Below are 13,862 nucleotides of genomic sequence, written 5' to 3'. Positions count from 1 at the left end.
TATGATTAAATCTAGAAATGTATTTTCTGAATTATAGAATAATAAAGTCTAAATTCTAACTTCGAGTTATGTTATAAATAGATAAGTTAATATTATCTACTTTTATAATAAGGTGAGTTTATGTCGGAAATAAGAATTATTGCAACGATAATTGCAAAAAGTAATGAGGTCGAGTTTGTGAAATCAGCAACTAAGTCGATTGTTGAGCCAAGCAATAGAGACGAAGGATGCATTCAATATGAATTACATCAGGACAACAACAATCTAAATACATTCGTTTTTTTTGAAAGATGGCAGGATCAGGAGTCATTGGACAAGCACAATCAGACACCTCATTTAAAAGAATTTATTGAAAGAATAAAAGATAAAGTTGATTTATTAGATGTGAAGTTAATGCGTAAAATTGCATAATATAAATTATTTTTATTGATAAAAAAGGAATGCATATGCATTCCTTTTTTAGCTTATTTAAAAATTTGAGTAAGGTGGTTTTTGTAATCAAGAATATATTTTTCGATACTAGGTTCTTTAATGACATCGTTAACCATAAATGTTGGATATTTTTTCAATCCGAGGAATTGTTGTGATTTATGAAAGGCAAAATAAACGCCATCGACACCACGACCATCAAAAAAATTATCAAACTCATCAAATGCATCAATAGGGGCATTCCAAGTTACTGAAAGCATATATTTTCTTCCATGAAGCAGGCCTCCAGTACCGTATTGCTTGCTGGGATCTTGGCGAGTACGGCCATCGTTTGCATATAAATGGCCATGGCCGAGGGTATAAACATCATCCATATATTTTTTTACCATCCAAGGCATCATCATCCACCAGCCTGGCATTTGGTAAATGATTGTATCTGCCCAAAGAAATTTTTTAACTTCGTTTTCGATATCGTAACCTGATTCAATATGCGTTTCCTGGATAGTGTGTCCTAACTCACTTAGGCATGTTTTGGCTACATCGTGTAAGGTACGATTCAGTTGTCCTGCGGAGTGAGCAAATGTTTGCCCGCCATTGAGAAGAAGAATTTTCATTTGTATTGCCTTATTCGTTAATTGCTAAGTTGCATTTAGGCTAACAAACTAGAATGAAGATAAAAAGCGGAGTAATGGATTGTTGTTCTTTGTTTTTTTTGGTGTCATTATCTGAAATGGTAATTTTATTAAGCTGATTTTAGCTAGATGTGCCTATAAAGGCTATTTTTATAGTTAAAGCTATTAACTAGAGGAATTGTTGATTTTTTAGCAAAAGTCTATTGAGTTTATGGCTATTTTCCTCTGCATTATTCCATCGTATTCTCTGTGGTATTCGAATTGCCTCAGTAATTATTGGTTAGTTTTCAACTCGTGAGTATAGGCTAACTGAATAATTATTTGTGAAGTTTAACGTGAACAAATTTAAGAGAGAAAACATAATGACTATTCCTATGATTGGTGTTGGTACATTCCGTTTAAAAGATGATGTGGTGATTGCTTCGGTAAAAAATGCATTAGATGTTGGTTACCGTGCTGTTGATACTGCACAAATTTATGAGAATGAAGCTGCAGTTGGACAGGCGATTGCACAAAGCGGTGTTGCACGCAGTGAGCTTTATATCACAACAAAAATTTGGATTGAGAATTTAAGCAAAGATAAACTTATTCCAAGTCTGAAAAAAAGCTTAAGTGATTTACAAACAGATTATGTGGATTTAACACTGGTGCATTGGCCATCACCAAATGATGCCGTTTCTGTTGAAGAGTTTATGCAAGCTTTATTGGAAGCAAAAAAACAAGGGTTAACACGTGAAATTGGTATTTCTAATTTCACCATCCCATTAATGGAAAAAGCGATTGCAGCAGTTGGTGCAGAAAATATTGCGACAAACCAAATCGAACTATCGCCTTATCTGCAAAATAAAAAAGTCGTTGAGTGGGCTAAACAGCACAATATCCATATCACCTCTTATATGACATTGGCCTATGGTAAAGCATTAAAAGACGCGGTCATTGGGCGTATTGCACAGAAACACAATGCAACACCGGCTCAGGTTATTTTAGCGTGGGCAATGGGTGAAGGGTATTCTGTTATTCCATCATCAACCAAACGTGAAAATTTATTGAGTAACTTGCAAGCAACACAATTACAGTTAGACAGCGACGATAAAGCGGCGATTGCAAAATTAGATTGTAATGACCGTTTAGTTAGCCCAGAAGGCTTAGCACCAAACTGGGACTAATTGATTGCTTTATATATTCAGAGGCCATAATTTGTTATGGCTTCTGAATTTCTGCAAGATATTGAGTTAAGCTGTCAATAAAAACGCGAATGCGCTGGCTGACAACGCGGTCACTGTAATAAACGGCATGAAATGGCAAAGGAATAGGTTGCAATTCTTCTGTCAACACTTCGACAAATTGGCCACTTTGAATATCCTTATTCACCATAAAGTCAGACAAACACGCAATCCCATTTCCCGCTAAGCAAAGCTGCCTTAACGTCTCTCCGCTATTTGATGATATCCCTTCTGTGATTTCTATTAATTGCCCATCAATACCTTTAACTGGCCACATATTTAATGATGCAGGTTCAGTAAAGATTAAGCCTGTATGACTCAAAAGATCTTGAGGGTATTTGGGTTCATCATGCTGTTTTAGATAATTTGGAGACGCAACTATCTTGCGGTAACTATTAAATAGCGGGCGGGCACGTAAACTAGAGTCGGTGAGTTGCCCTGCACGTATTGCAATATCGACTTTCCGTTCGATTAAATTAACAAAGGTTTCTGATGAATCTAGCGATAAATGAATGTCGGGATATTGTTGACGAAAAACAGACACAAAAGGGATTAATATATGCAATACAATGGGTGTTGCAGCATCAATTCGTAATAGGCCTTTTGGGGAAGTTTGTGTTTCATGTAATTCATTTTCCGCCGCGAGCATTTCTTGCAAGATAACTTTCATACGCTGAAAATAAAGTTCACCTTCGGCGGTTAGGTCAATTTGCCTTGTGGTGCGGTTAAGCAAATTGACACCCAGTTTTTCTTCTAGCTTTTTGACGATCCGGCTCACTGCCGAATTCGCTAGATTTAGTTTATCAGCAGCTTTACTAAAACTTTTTTGTTCTACCACTTCAATAAATACGCGGGCTTCTTCAGATGTTGCTCTCATAATGATTTTATTAGCCAATAAGATGATAGAAATGATGGCAGTTATAGTAGCAGAAATAAAAAGTGGTAGGGAGCAAAAGGCATATCGCAGTAAAACGTTATTTATTTGACTATTTTTGACATAACAATAAACCCTTCATGTTCAGTAAAATCATTGCGTTAATATAATTCTCTCTAGCGTGAACTTGCTCGTTATATTCTAAAGTTGCTGACGCTAAAGCTTCCCCGTGAGTATAGTCAATCAGAATGTGCCCCCACTGGGTTGCTTGCTGTGTTGATAACCCTAACTCTATTAATAACTGAATTATCTCTTTGGTTATGCGAGTAGCCTGTTCAGGAAATAACGCAGATGCATTAAATATCGCTAACGTAATCTGTGGGTATTGAATCACCTTTTCACGATATCTAAGCAAAAGGTTTTCTATTTTGGGCTGAACACCTTTTATATCTGTAACATTAATATCGTGATATAGCGTGTTGCTAATGGCCTTAATTAACGCGTTTTTATCAGAAAAATAATGGTAAAGCGCCATCGGAGTAATAGCCATTTCTTTAGCGATTAACCGCATGGATAATTGCTCAATCCCCTTGTCATCTAATATTTCTATCGCCTTGGCAATAATATTTTCAGATGAAATATTGAGTTGCTGTGTTTTAGGGCGACCTGGTTTTCTCGCTGTCATTTGACTATCTCATAATGGGATTGAATAAACCCTGAAGGGAAGCTTCGAGTATTCAAATGGCTAAGGAAAATATCATGGGGAATTGGGCCAAATAATGGACGCCCTTCACCTAATAGAATGGGAATTTTAGTGATAATAAGGTCGTGAATTAGCCCTTGTTTTAAAAAGGATTGAACAACTTGCCCGCCATCGATATAAACACGTTTACAGCCTTCGGTCTCTAGCATCAGCATGACTTGCTCAGGCGTCTGGTTCGAAAACCGTACCTTACCGATTAAATGTTCAGGAACAGGTTGGTCTGCGAGTGTGGATGAAAGAACCACAATGGGTTGCTCATAGGGCCAAGGCGTAAAATTACAAACGGTTTCAAATGTTCCTCGCCCCATGATGATTGCATCGATGTTGCAGATGAAGTTTTCGTAACCATGGTTTTCTTCAGGCAGATCCTGTTGTAAAAGCCATTTAATATCGCCATTTTTACGTGCAATATAGCCATCTAAACTGGTTGCTATGAAGACATGCCCTGTGATCATGCGTTACCTCCATTATTAATTATACGCTGTATATTAATGTGAAAAAGGAGGATACCAGAACCTATTGTGTTGTTGTATCGTTTTTGTTGGTTCATTGACAAAAAAATCAAATACCATAGAATAATCGCGAATGGTCATGAGACTCGTAAGCGTTTACGTTAAGCAACGCATATAACTTTGGTCACATAAATCGTTATGTGCTTTGTGTGCTCGTTTGCTTAGGAGTTTTTATGTCATACCAAGACAGCAATTATGTTTTAGGCATCCCTAAATTACCCGCTCGGGCGATGATTGTCCTTGTCCCTTTGTTTTTGTCTCTTGTTATGAGTGGCATTGTATCGTTAATAAGTACAGTTAGAGCACTCGGCTTTACCAGTGAAGTATTCACTCCCTGGCTCAGTTCTTGGGGAATTTCGTGGATGATAGCCTTTCCAACGGTTTTCTTTGTTTTACCCATAGCAAGGCGAATTTCTTTACTGTTAGTAAAGTCGGTATAACGTTACCTGTATTGCTCTTCCTAGAATGATTTTCTAAAAAGCATGAATGGGTACTCTATTGAATAGGTTTCTATGTCTATAAAAATTATTGGTTTGTTTTTCATCACTGCACTAGCTGAAATTGCAGGTTGTTATTTCCCTTATTTATGGATGAAAAAACAAGGAAGCTCATGGTTACTCATTCCTGCTGCGCTGAGTTTGGCACTATTTGTTTGGCTACTAACATTACATCCTGAAGCGAGTGGGCGAATTTATGCAACATATGGCGGGATCTATGTTGCTACAGCGCTAGTTTGGCTAAAAGTCGTTGATGGTGTTTCGCTTACTGTTACTGATTGGGTAGGGGCTTTAGTGGTTTTTGTCGGTGCAGGTATTATTATCAGCGGTTGGAAGTAGAAAATCACTTTTATATTGATCATAACAATAAAGAAAAATAACATACCATCTTTATTGTTATGGTGATTTTTAAGAAAGAAAGCCAATCTGGCTTTGCTCGCATTTCTGAAAAAATAGTTTTCAATTAAATTAAATAAGCTAGATGAATTCCAATCAATATCCTCCTTATCAGTTTTATATAGACCCTGCAACTTTGTTTGAAATGCTGAACCCTATATTTTAATTCATCTCGTTCCAGCTGAGTTGTTGTTTTCTGTTGATTATTACTTAATAAATTGAAGGACTTTTGGGCTGCTCTCTACATTATGGATATGGCTGATAAAATGTGAGGGATTATTTTGTGGTGAGCTTATGTCTTTTATCTTATTATTTGAATGTGAATGAATATTATAGTTTACGTTAAGTGCATTTTTGCACCTTAAAATAGAGTGATTTTAATGCAGTATAATTATTGTGTTGAAATGCTGATTTCAAAAAACGCTAAATAAGATTTATTTAACTTAAATGTTTTCAATTGTAACAATTGATCTAAATCAATTTAACAATAAATACCCTATTGGTGGTAATTTTAATTGTTGTTTAACTACTCAGTTAATATTAATTAAACTTTTATTTTCACTTTAATTGATTTTAGGCAATATCTAATCATATTAGGCTGCTATCCTCACACCGATTTATACAAAAAATATAAAGAGGTAGCAATGAACGTTAGTCGCAGAAAGTTTTTTAAAATCTGTGCTGGCGGGATGGCAGGTACAACTGTAGCTGCGTTAGGTTTTATGCCTGGAATGGCAATAGCTAATGTACGTGAATATAAATTACTACGCTCAAAAGAGACGCGTAATACTTGTACTTACTGTTCTGTCGGTTGTGGATTATTAATGTATAGCATGGGCGATGGCGCCATGAATGCTAAATCCGCGATCTTCCACGTCGAAGGAGACTCCGACCACCCTGTAAACCGTGGTGCTTTATGTCCAAAAGGGGCTGGCCTACTGGATTACATCCACAGTGAAAATCGTTTACGTTACCCAGAGTATAGAGCACCAGGCTCCGATAAATGGGAACGCATTAGCTGGGATGATGCTTTCACGCGTATTGCGCGATTAATGAAAGATGACCGCGATGCAAACTTCATTGAGAAAAATGAACAAGGTACGACAGTAAACCGTTGGTTATCAACAGGGATGTTATGTGCATCCGCTGCCAGTAACGAAACGGGAATGCTGACCCAAAAATTCGCACGATCGCTAGGTATGCTGGCGGTTGATAACCAAGCGCGTGTCTGACACGGACCAACGGTAGCAAGTCTTGCTCCAACATTTGGTCGCGGTGCGATGACCAACCACTGGGTTGATATTAAAAATGCGGATGTTGTCGTCGTAATGGGCGGTAACGCTGCGGAAGCTCACCCTGTTGGGTTCCGCTGGGCAATTGAAGCTAAAAACAATAATGATGCGACACTGATTGTAATTGATCCGCGTTTTACGCGTACCGCATCAGTTGCAGACCATTATGTGCCAATTCGTTCAGGTACCGATATTACTTTCTTATCGGGCGTTTTACTGTATCTGATTGAAAACAATAAAATCAATGCTGAATATGTTCAGAACTACACCAATGCGGCGTTAATTGTCAGAGATGATTTTGACTTTGAAGATGGCCTATTTAGTGGCTATAACGCTGACAAACGCAGTTATGACAAAACCAGCTGGAACTACAAATTTGATGAAAATGGTCATGCACTGCGCGATGACACATTACAAGACCCGCGTTGTGTTTGGAATTTACTTCGCAAGCACGTCTCACGCTATACGCCTGAGATAGTTGAAAAAATTTGTGGTACTTCCCAAGCTGATTTCTTAAAAGTGTGTGAAATCCTCGCGACGACCAGTGCCTCTGAAAAAGCGGGTACGTTCCTGTATGCGTTAGGTTGGACACAACATACCGTGGGTGCGCAAAACATCCGTACCATGGCGATGATCCAGTTACTGCTCGGTAATATGGGCGTGGCGGGTGGCGGTGTGAACGCATTACGTGGTCACTCAAACATTCAAGGTCTGACGGACTTAGGTTTGTTATCTACCAGTTTGCCGGGTTACCTGACGTTACCTTCAGAAAAGCACCTTACGGTCGATAATTACCTGACGGCGAACACGCCAAAAGCGACATTACCGAATCAGGTGAACTACTGGAGTAACTATCCGAAATTCTTCGTTAGCTTGATGAAATCATTCTATGGTGATTCTGCTCAAGCGGATAACCAGTGGGGCTTCGATTGGTTACCTAAATGGGACCAAGCTTATGATGTTATGAAGTATTTTGACATGATGAGCCGTAACGAAGTCACCGGCTACATCTGCCAAGGCTTTAACCCAGTTGCGTCTTTCCCAGACAAAAACAAAGTGGTGAGCTGCCTAAGTAAGCTGAAATATTTAGTGGTTGTTGACCCGTTAGTCACAGAAACGGCGAATTTCTGGCAAAACCACGGTGAGATGAATGACGTCGATAGCGCTTCAATCCAAACCGAAGTATTCCGTCTGCCATCAACCTGTTTTGCGGAAGAAGATGGTTCAATCGCCAACTCAGGCCGTTGGTTACAATGGCACTGGCAAGCTGCGGATGGCCCGGGTGAGGCACGTAATGATGGCCAAATCTTAACGGGTATTTTGTACAAAATCCGTGAAATGTATGAGAAAGAAGGCGGCCAAGGCCAAGAGCCTCTGATGCAGATGAAATGGAATTACAAACGACAATTCCACCCTGAATCAGAAGAAGTGGCAAAAGAGAACAACGGTGTCGCACTGGTTGATCTCTACGATGCGGATGGCAACCTTCAAGCGAAAAAAGGTGAATTACTTAGCTCTTTTGCATTGCTGCGTGATGACGGGACAACGGCCTCGTCTTGCTGGATTTATACCGGTTGCTGGACTGAAAAAGGCAACCAGATGGCGAACCGTGATAACAGCGACCCATCGGGTATCGGTAATACATTAGGTTGGGCATGGGCATGGCCTCTGAACCGCCGCGTGATTTATAACCGTGCATCTTGTGATACCAAAGGTAAACCATGGAATAAAGACCGTGTGCTTATCGAATGGAACGGTAAAAAATGGGTGGGTAACGATATTCCTGACTTTAACGCATCTGCGCCAGAAGTAGGAACCGGTCCATTTATCATGCAACCTGAAGGGCTAGGGCGTTTATTTGCTATCGATAAGATGGCAGAAGGGCCATTCCCTGAGCACTATGAGCCGTTTGAAACGCCATTAGGTACAAACCCATTGCATCCAAATGTGGTGTCTAACCCTGCTGCGCGAATTTTTGATGAAGACAAGAAACGCCTTGGCGATCACAAAGATTTCCCTTATGTAGGAACCACATACCGTTTGACCGAGCATTTCCATACGTGGACAAAACACGCTCGCTTAAACGCGATTGCTCAACCAGAGCAATTTGTGGAAATCAGTGAAACCTTAGCGAAAGCGAAGGGTATTGCACTGGGTGATAAAGTCAAAGTCAGTAGCAAACGCGGCTTTATCAAAGCGGTGGCAGTGGTGACACCACGATTGCAAACCCTGATGGTTGATGGCAAACCGATTGAAACGGTCGGTCTGCCAATTCACTGGGGCTTTGAAGGCGCAACGCAAAAAGGTTTCATTACCAATACGTTAACGCCATCTGTGGGCGATGCTAACTCTCAGACACCTGAGTATAAGGCATTCTTAGTTAACATTGAGAAGGCGTAAGGGAGGGAACATGTCCATGCAATCTCAAGACATTATTAAACGTTCCGCGACCAATAGCATTACGCCTCCGCCACAGGCGCGTGATGATAAGCTGGAAGTGTGTAAGCTTATTGATGTGTCATCCTGTATTGGTTGTAAAGCCTGTCAGGTGGCATGTTCTGAGTGGAATGATATCCGTGACGAAGTGGGTCATTGCGTTGGGGTTTATGATAACCCAACGGATTTAAGTGCTAAATCTTGGACAGTGATGCGCTTTAGCGAAACCACAGAAATGGGCAAGCTAGAGTGGCTGATCCGTAAAGATGGCTGTATGCACTGTACGGACCCTGGCTGTTTGAAAGCGTGTCCATCTGCGGGTGCAATCATTCAGTATGCTAACGGTATTGTGGATTTCCAATCAGAGCACTGTATTGGTTGTGGTTACTGCATTGCAGGTTGCCCATTCAACATCCCACGATTAAACCCGAAAGATAATCGTGTCTACAAATGTACTTTGTGTGTTGATAGGGTCAGTGTTGGTCAAGAGCCTGCTTGTGTGAAAACTTGTCCGACAGGTGCTATTCGTTTTGGTACGAAAGCCGAAATGCTGGAATACGGTGCAGAGCGCGTCACGAAACTGAAAAATCGTGGTTATGCGCAAGCAGGTATTTATGACCCTGAAGGCGTCGGTGGAACACACGTTGTTTATGTGTTGCATCATGCTGACAAACCTCAGCTTTATCACGGGCTGCCTGAAGATCCACAAATTGATACCCCAATTAATCTGTGGAAAGGCGTTCTGAAACCACTTTCTGCAATTGGCTTTATTGCAACCTTTGCGGGATTAATCTTCCACTATGTGGGAATTGGCCCGAACAAAGAAGTGAGTGATGAAGAGGAGGACGATAACCATGAGTAAAAAAAGCAAAATGATTGTACGGACTAAGTTTATTGACCGTGCGTGCCACTGGACAGTGGTCATCAGCTTCTTCTTGGTTGCGTTGTCAGGTATCGCACTGTTTTTCCCAACACTAAAATGGCTGACGGAAACCTTCGGTACACCACAAATGGGGCGTATTCTTCACCCATTCTTTGGTGTGTTGATTTTCGTCGTACTGATGTTCATGTTTGTGCGCTTTGTGAAACACAATATTCCAGATAGAAAGGATTTACCTTGGATCAAGAATATTGTTGAAGTTCTCAAGGGTAACGAGCACGAAGTTGCGGATGTCGGTAAATATAACGCAGGCCAAAAAATGATGTTCTGGAGTATTATGAGTATGATTTTCGTACTCTTAGTGACTGGGATTATCATTTGGCGCCCTTACTTTGCGGATATGTTCCCGATGTGGATGATCCGCTGGAGCCTGCTTATTCATGCTGCTGCCGCGATTATTTTAATCCATGCAATCTTAATCCATATGTACATGGCATTCTGGGTTAAAGGCTCGATTAAAGGTATGATCGAAGGCAAAGTAAGCCGCCGCTGGGCGAAGAAACACCACCCACGTTGGTATCGTGATGTTGAAGCGAAAGAAGCGAAAGCAGAAGCTGAAAGTAAAAAATAATTGACGAATAAGCTCGCAAAATCAAGCCATCACAGTGTGATGGCTTTTTTGTGGGAATTGTTTTGGTGGCACTTTAATGACGGTAATCGCTCGCTTTGAGGCGATACAACACATGTTCTTGTAACCAATGACCATCAGGGAGCGCAGGGTAATAAAAATTATCTGGCTGTTTTGTCATGCCAAGACGCTTCATCACTGATTCTGATGGGGTATTAGGAACAGCAGTAAATGCCACTATTTCACGGAGATTTAACTGGGTAAACGCCAGTTGAATAACCGCTTTCGCCCCTTCAGAAGCTAAACCTTGGTGCCAATAAGCAGGGAGTAAGCGCCAACCGATTTCAACGCAGGGAGAAAAAGGCAAGTTAGCAGCGGGAATATTTAAACCCAAAAAACCAATAAATGCGTTGGTTTCTTTCAATTCGACAGCCCATAACCCCCAGCCACCTTGCTGATGAAATTTCTTGGTAATGGTATCTAAAAACTGTTGGCTTTGTTGCTCATCCAATAGGGCCGGAAAGTAGCGCATTACATCGGGGTCGCTATTGAGTGCATAAAAAGCGGCGCTATCTTCCTCTTGCCATTTTCGAAGGCGTAACCTTGGGGTCTCTAACTCGATAATGTTCATGCTATTACGCGGTTTTTAAACGCATATGCAGCAGAGGAAAAGGGTTTCCTTCACCGTCTAGCTCAGAACGGCCATATTGCACAAAACCCATATGCTGATAAAAACCAACGGCTTGTGGATTTTGCTCATTGACATCAAGCTCGGTGACACCTAATTCTTCAATGGCGTATTGCAGGAGTTTTTTCCCCGTTCCTTGCCCACGGTTTTCTGGAGAGATAAACAGCATTTCAAGGCGGTTTTCAGCACAACCGAGAAAACCTACCATTTTCCCTGCGTCATCAAAGGCGACAAATACCGCTAAATTTGGCAAATAAAGTTGCTTGATTGCCACTTTGAGTTCGTTGATTTTTTCTTCAGGTAAAAAATCGTGGGTGGCTCTGACCGAAGCCTCCCAAACGCGAATTATTTCATCATCATGTGCACGAGTGGCAGCTTGAACTATCATTATATTGTCTCCCTAAAATAATGCTGCAATCTTAAATCGCAGACCTGTATTGTCAATGGCTGATTTTAATTTTAGTTAAGGCTAGTTTTGAGATATTAATCTCAGAAAAAAAAGTCAGCTTTGTCATTATTAGATAAGTTTAGATTATTGGGACTGTTTAACGTCTTTTCACTTTTCCATATTGGGTAGGGGTATCTTAATGAAATATAAAGTGTTAACACTATGTTTATCTGCAGCTTTATTTGCACCGATTGCACCAACCATGGCAAGCACTGACACTCAATCAGATATGGTTTTAGACCAAGTATTAGTCCTTAGCCGCCACAATTTACGAACTCCGATTGTTAATACCGGTATCCTCACCGAAGTGACTGATAAAAAATGGCCGGACTGGGATGCAAAAAGCGGTTATCTCACCACGCAAGGTGGGGCGCTTGAAGTGTATATGGGGCATTATTTTAGGGAGTGGATTGATCAAAATAAACTTCTAGCGGATGAATTATGTCCAACCAGTAACGAAGATGTTTATATGTATACCAATAGCTTACAAAGAACGATAGCGACAGCACAGTTCTTTGCAGCAGGTGCATTCCCGGGTTGTAAAGTGAATATCCACCATCAGCCAGAAATTGGTAAGATGGACCCCGTCTTTAACCCAATTATTACCAATGGATCTCCTGAGTTTAAACAAAAAGCCCTTGCGGCAATGGATGATTACTTAAAAGGTTTATCACTAAAAGCGGGTTATGAAGAACTCGATACTGTGTTGAATATTAAAGATTCTCAAAAATGCAAAACGGACAAACTGTGCAACCTCGATAGCCAAAAAAATAGCTTTATTATCGAAGCAGATAAGGAGCCGGGTGTTAGTGGCCCATTGAAAATAGCCAATTCCGCAGTAGATGCTATCGACTTGCAATATTATGAAGGTTTCCCAGCAAATCAAGTGGCATGGGGGCTGGTAGATACCCCTGAAAAATGGAAAAAACTCAACACGCTAAAAAATGCGTATCAAGAAACGTTATTTACACCGAAAATTATCGCAAAAAATGTGGCTCACCCAATCCTCAATTATATTGATAAAGGCTTTGTATCTGTAGATAAAGGGGAAACCGCTAAATTTATTTTCTTGGTAGGGCACGATTCCAATATTGCGTCATTGATGTCAGCGATGGATTTCAAACCGTACCAGTTAGCTCAGCAGTATGAGCACACGCCAATTGGCGGTAAATTGGTTTTCCAACGCTGGACAGATAAGCAAACGAAAAAAGATTTTATGAAAGTCGAATATGTTTATCAAACGGCTGATCAGCTAAGGGACAATGCCTACTTATCCCTTGAGACACCACCAAAACATGTCACTTTAGAGCTGAAAGACTGCCCAATTGACAAGAATGGTTATTGCTCATGGGAAGATTTCCAAAAAGTGATGGCAAAAGCGTTAGAACAATAAACGTCTGATAATCATGTTCAAAGCCCATTTGCTGCAAAGTGATATGGGCTTTTTTATGGCTCGATTTTTATGAATTAAATAGTGTCTTAGTTAGTGCAAGCAAATAAAAGACGAAAAAAACCCCGCTATAAAAGCAGGGCGTGAAAATCACGAAAATGTTTATGAGGCTATAATCTACCTCAATTAGTCATAAAAATAGCACCATAATGTGTATGGTTTTATTGATTTTTGTAACAATCATTAAGTGTAAACTTATTGTTAGTAAATAAAGCTAAAACCATTAATAATTTGAGATAGATTAGCTTATCTGACAACTAATACGCTGGTTTTCGCGTAACGTACGACGGAAGCCGCGTTTGAACCTAATAAATACGTTGTCATACTTGGGCGGCGTGAGCCTAGTAAGATAATATCGGCATGAATGTCTTCAGCAGCCGCTAAAATTTCATCTTTTACAGAACCAACACTCGCTTTTGCATGCACTTTATCTGCGGGAATGGAGAATAATTTAATTTTCTCTTTTAACTCAGCAAGAATAATTTCGGCTTGTTTTTCATCGTCTGGGAAATCACCCGGTAGAATAGTGCCACCGTAGCGCAGGTAGTTAGAAATTGGCGCGGTAACGGCCAAAAAGTGAACATTTGCATTATTCAATTTTTGCAGAGAATTGACATGTGGAACTAACATATTGGTCAGCGCGTCTTCGGTTACATCGATCGGAACTAAAATTGTATTGTACATAATTTCTCCTTTCTTCTTGTATATTATAAG

The 13,862-nt window shown here is 40.3% G+C and carries 15 protein-coding genes; 8 read left to right on the top strand and 7 right to left on the bottom strand.

Annotated features, from left to right (window positions below):
• Positions 1–120: 120 nt before the first annotated feature.
• On the top strand, positions 121–411 hold the full coding sequence (locus tag AC4IFO_RS15090) for a putative quinol monooxygenase (RefSeq protein WP_490735551.1): 291 nt from the start codon (positions 121–123) through the stop codon (positions 409–411).
• Positions 412–464: 53 nt separating this feature from the next.
• On the opposite strand, the gene AC4IFO_RS15085 is transcribed toward AC4IFO_RS15090, so the two are convergent.
• On the bottom strand, positions 465–1,043 hold the full coding sequence (locus AC4IFO_RS15085; RefSeq protein WP_490735549.1) for an NAD(P)H-dependent oxidoreductase: 579 nt from the start codon (positions 1,041–1,043) through the stop codon (positions 465–467).
• 380 nt (positions 1,044–1,423) lie between these two features.
• On the opposite strand from AC4IFO_RS15085, the gene dkgB reads away from it, so the two are divergent.
• Positions 1,424–2,227, top strand: a complete 804-nt coding sequence (gene dkgB / locus AC4IFO_RS15080) for a 2,5-didehydrogluconate reductase DkgB (RefSeq protein ID WP_490735547.1) — start codon at positions 1,424–1,426, stop codon at positions 2,225–2,227.
• Positions 2,228–2,261: 34 nt separating this feature from the next.
• Here dkgB and yafC read toward each other — a convergent pair whose 3' ends face one another.
• The 3 genes from yafC to AC4IFO_RS15065 all read right to left on the bottom strand — a co-directional run bounded on the left by yafC (position 2,262) and on the right by AC4IFO_RS15065 (position 4,376).
• Positions 2,262–3,161: a DNA-binding transcriptional regulator YafC gene (yafC, locus tag AC4IFO_RS15075; protein ID WP_490735545.1), complete on the bottom strand. Its 900-nt coding sequence runs from the start codon at positions 3,159–3,161 to the stop codon at positions 2,262–2,264.
• A 109-nt stretch (positions 3,162–3,270) separates the two neighbouring features.
• Complete coding sequence (locus AC4IFO_RS15070; protein WP_490735543.1) at positions 3,271–3,843, bottom strand: TetR/AcrR family transcriptional regulator; 573 nt, start codon at positions 3,841–3,843, stop codon at positions 3,271–3,273.
• Complete coding sequence (locus AC4IFO_RS15065; protein WP_490735541.1) at positions 3,840–4,376, bottom strand: dihydrofolate reductase family protein; 537 nt, start codon at positions 4,374–4,376, stop codon at positions 3,840–3,842. The genes AC4IFO_RS15070 and AC4IFO_RS15065 overlap by 4 nt, the downstream gene beginning before the upstream one ends.
• A 230-nt stretch (positions 4,377–4,606) precedes the next feature.
• Here AC4IFO_RS15065 and AC4IFO_RS15060 point away from each other — a divergent pair, with 230 nt between their 5' ends.
• The 5 genes from AC4IFO_RS15060 to fdnI all read left to right on the top strand — a co-directional run bounded on the left by AC4IFO_RS15060 (position 4,607) and on the right by fdnI (position 10,565).
• Positions 4,607–4,873: a DUF2798 domain-containing protein gene (locus tag AC4IFO_RS15060; RefSeq protein WP_490735539.1), complete on the top strand. Its 267-nt coding sequence runs from the start codon at positions 4,607–4,609 to the stop codon at positions 4,871–4,873.
• Between the two features lie 72 nt (positions 4,874–4,945).
• A complete protein-coding gene (locus AC4IFO_RS15055; protein WP_275076045.1) occupies positions 4,946–5,269 on the top strand; it encodes a YnfA family protein in 324 nt (107 codons plus the stop codon).
• 701 nt (positions 5,270–5,970) lie between these two features.
• Entirely contained in the window at positions 5,971–9,018 is a 3,048-nt protein-coding gene (gene fdnG, locus AC4IFO_RS15050; RefSeq protein WP_490735537.1) for a formate dehydrogenase-N subunit alpha, read from the top strand.
• A 10-nt stretch (positions 9,019–9,028) separates the two neighbouring features.
• A complete protein-coding gene (fdxH, locus tag AC4IFO_RS15045) occupies positions 9,029–9,916 on the top strand; it encodes a formate dehydrogenase subunit beta (RefSeq protein WP_353242499.1) in 888 nt (295 codons plus the stop codon).
• The gene (gene fdnI / locus AC4IFO_RS15040; protein ID WP_225817926.1) at positions 9,909–10,565 is read left to right on the top strand and encodes a formate dehydrogenase-N subunit gamma; all 657 of its coding nucleotides are present in this window, start codon (positions 9,909–9,911) and stop codon (positions 10,563–10,565) included. The genes fdxH and fdnI overlap by 8 nt, the downstream gene beginning before the upstream one ends.
• Before the next feature lie 73 nt (positions 10,566–10,638).
• On the opposite strand, the gene AC4IFO_RS15035 is transcribed toward fdnI, so the two are convergent.
• On the bottom strand, positions 10,639–11,193 hold the full coding sequence (locus tag AC4IFO_RS15035; protein WP_490735534.1) for a GNAT family N-acetyltransferase: 555 nt from the start codon (positions 11,191–11,193) through the stop codon (positions 10,639–10,641).
• A 4-nt stretch (positions 11,194–11,197) separates the two neighbouring features.
• A complete protein-coding gene (locus tag AC4IFO_RS15030; protein WP_490735533.1) occupies positions 11,198–11,638 on the bottom strand; it encodes an acetyltransferase in 441 nt (146 codons plus the stop codon).
• Between the two features lie 199 nt (positions 11,639–11,837).
• On the opposite strand from AC4IFO_RS15030, the gene agp reads away from it, so the two are divergent.
• Positions 11,838–13,091 (top strand): bifunctional glucose-1-phosphatase/inositol phosphatase, encoded by a 1,254-nt coding sequence (gene agp / locus AC4IFO_RS15025; protein WP_490735531.1) that lies wholly within the window; start codon positions 11,838–11,840, stop codon positions 13,089–13,091.
• A gap of 303 nt (positions 13,092–13,394) precedes the next feature.
• Here agp and AC4IFO_RS15020 read toward each other — a convergent pair whose 3' ends face one another.
• Entirely contained in the window at positions 13,395–13,832 is a 438-nt protein-coding gene (locus tag AC4IFO_RS15020; protein ID WP_353242494.1) for a universal stress protein, read from the bottom strand.
• Positions 13,833–13,862 lie beyond the last annotated feature (30 nt).

The organism is Providencia sp. UF-224 (assembly GCF_058245955.1).
Note: the sequence above shows the minus strand (reverse complement) of the source record. Positions and strands in the feature narration are given on the sequence as shown.

What these genes read in the sequence shown, in the direction of transcription:
- AC4IFO_RS15090 (WP_490735551.1), top strand. Translation starts at nt 121, where the DNA reads ATGTCGGAAATAAGAATTATTGCAACGATAATTGCAAAAAGTAATGAG.
- AC4IFO_RS15085 (WP_490735549.1), bottom strand. Translation starts at nt 1,043, where the DNA reads ATGAAAATTCTTCTTCTCAATGGCGGGCAAACATTTGCTCACTCCGCA.
- dkgB (WP_490735547.1), top strand. Translation starts at nt 1,424, where the DNA reads ATGACTATTCCTATGATTGGTGTTGGTACATTCCGTTTAAAAGATGAT.
- yafC (WP_490735545.1), bottom strand. Translation starts at nt 3,161, where the DNA reads ATGAGAGCAACATCTGAAGAAGCCCGCGTATTTATTGAAGTGGTAGAA.
- AC4IFO_RS15070 (WP_490735543.1), bottom strand. Translation starts at nt 3,843, where the DNA reads ATGACAGCGAGAAAACCAGGTCGCCCTAAAACACAGCAACTCAATATT.
- AC4IFO_RS15065 (WP_490735541.1), bottom strand. Translation starts at nt 4,376, where the DNA reads ATGATCACAGGGCATGTCTTCATAGCAACCAGTTTAGATGGCTATATT.
- AC4IFO_RS15060 (WP_490735539.1), top strand. Translation starts at nt 4,607, where the DNA reads ATGTCATACCAAGACAGCAATTATGTTTTAGGCATCCCTAAATTACCC.
- AC4IFO_RS15055 (WP_275076045.1), top strand. Translation starts at nt 4,946, where the DNA reads ATGTCTATAAAAATTATTGGTTTGTTTTTCATCACTGCACTAGCTGAA.
- fdxH (WP_353242499.1), top strand. Translation starts at nt 9,029, where the DNA reads ATGTCCATGCAATCTCAAGACATTATTAAACGTTCCGCGACCAATAGC.
- fdnI (WP_225817926.1), top strand. Translation starts at nt 9,909, where the DNA reads ATGAGTAAAAAAAGCAAAATGATTGTACGGACTAAGTTTATTGACCGT.
- AC4IFO_RS15035 (WP_490735534.1), bottom strand. Translation starts at nt 11,193, where the DNA reads ATGAACATTATCGAGTTAGAGACCCCAAGGTTACGCCTTCGAAAATGG.
- AC4IFO_RS15030 (WP_490735533.1), bottom strand. Translation starts at nt 11,638, where the DNA reads ATGATAGTTCAAGCTGCCACTCGTGCACATGATGATGAAATAATTCGC.
- agp (WP_490735531.1), top strand. Translation starts at nt 11,838, where the DNA reads ATGAAATATAAAGTGTTAACACTATGTTTATCTGCAGCTTTATTTGCA.
- AC4IFO_RS15020 (WP_353242494.1), bottom strand. Translation starts at nt 13,832, where the DNA reads ATGTACAATACAATTTTAGTTCCGATCGATGTAACCGAAGACGCGCTG.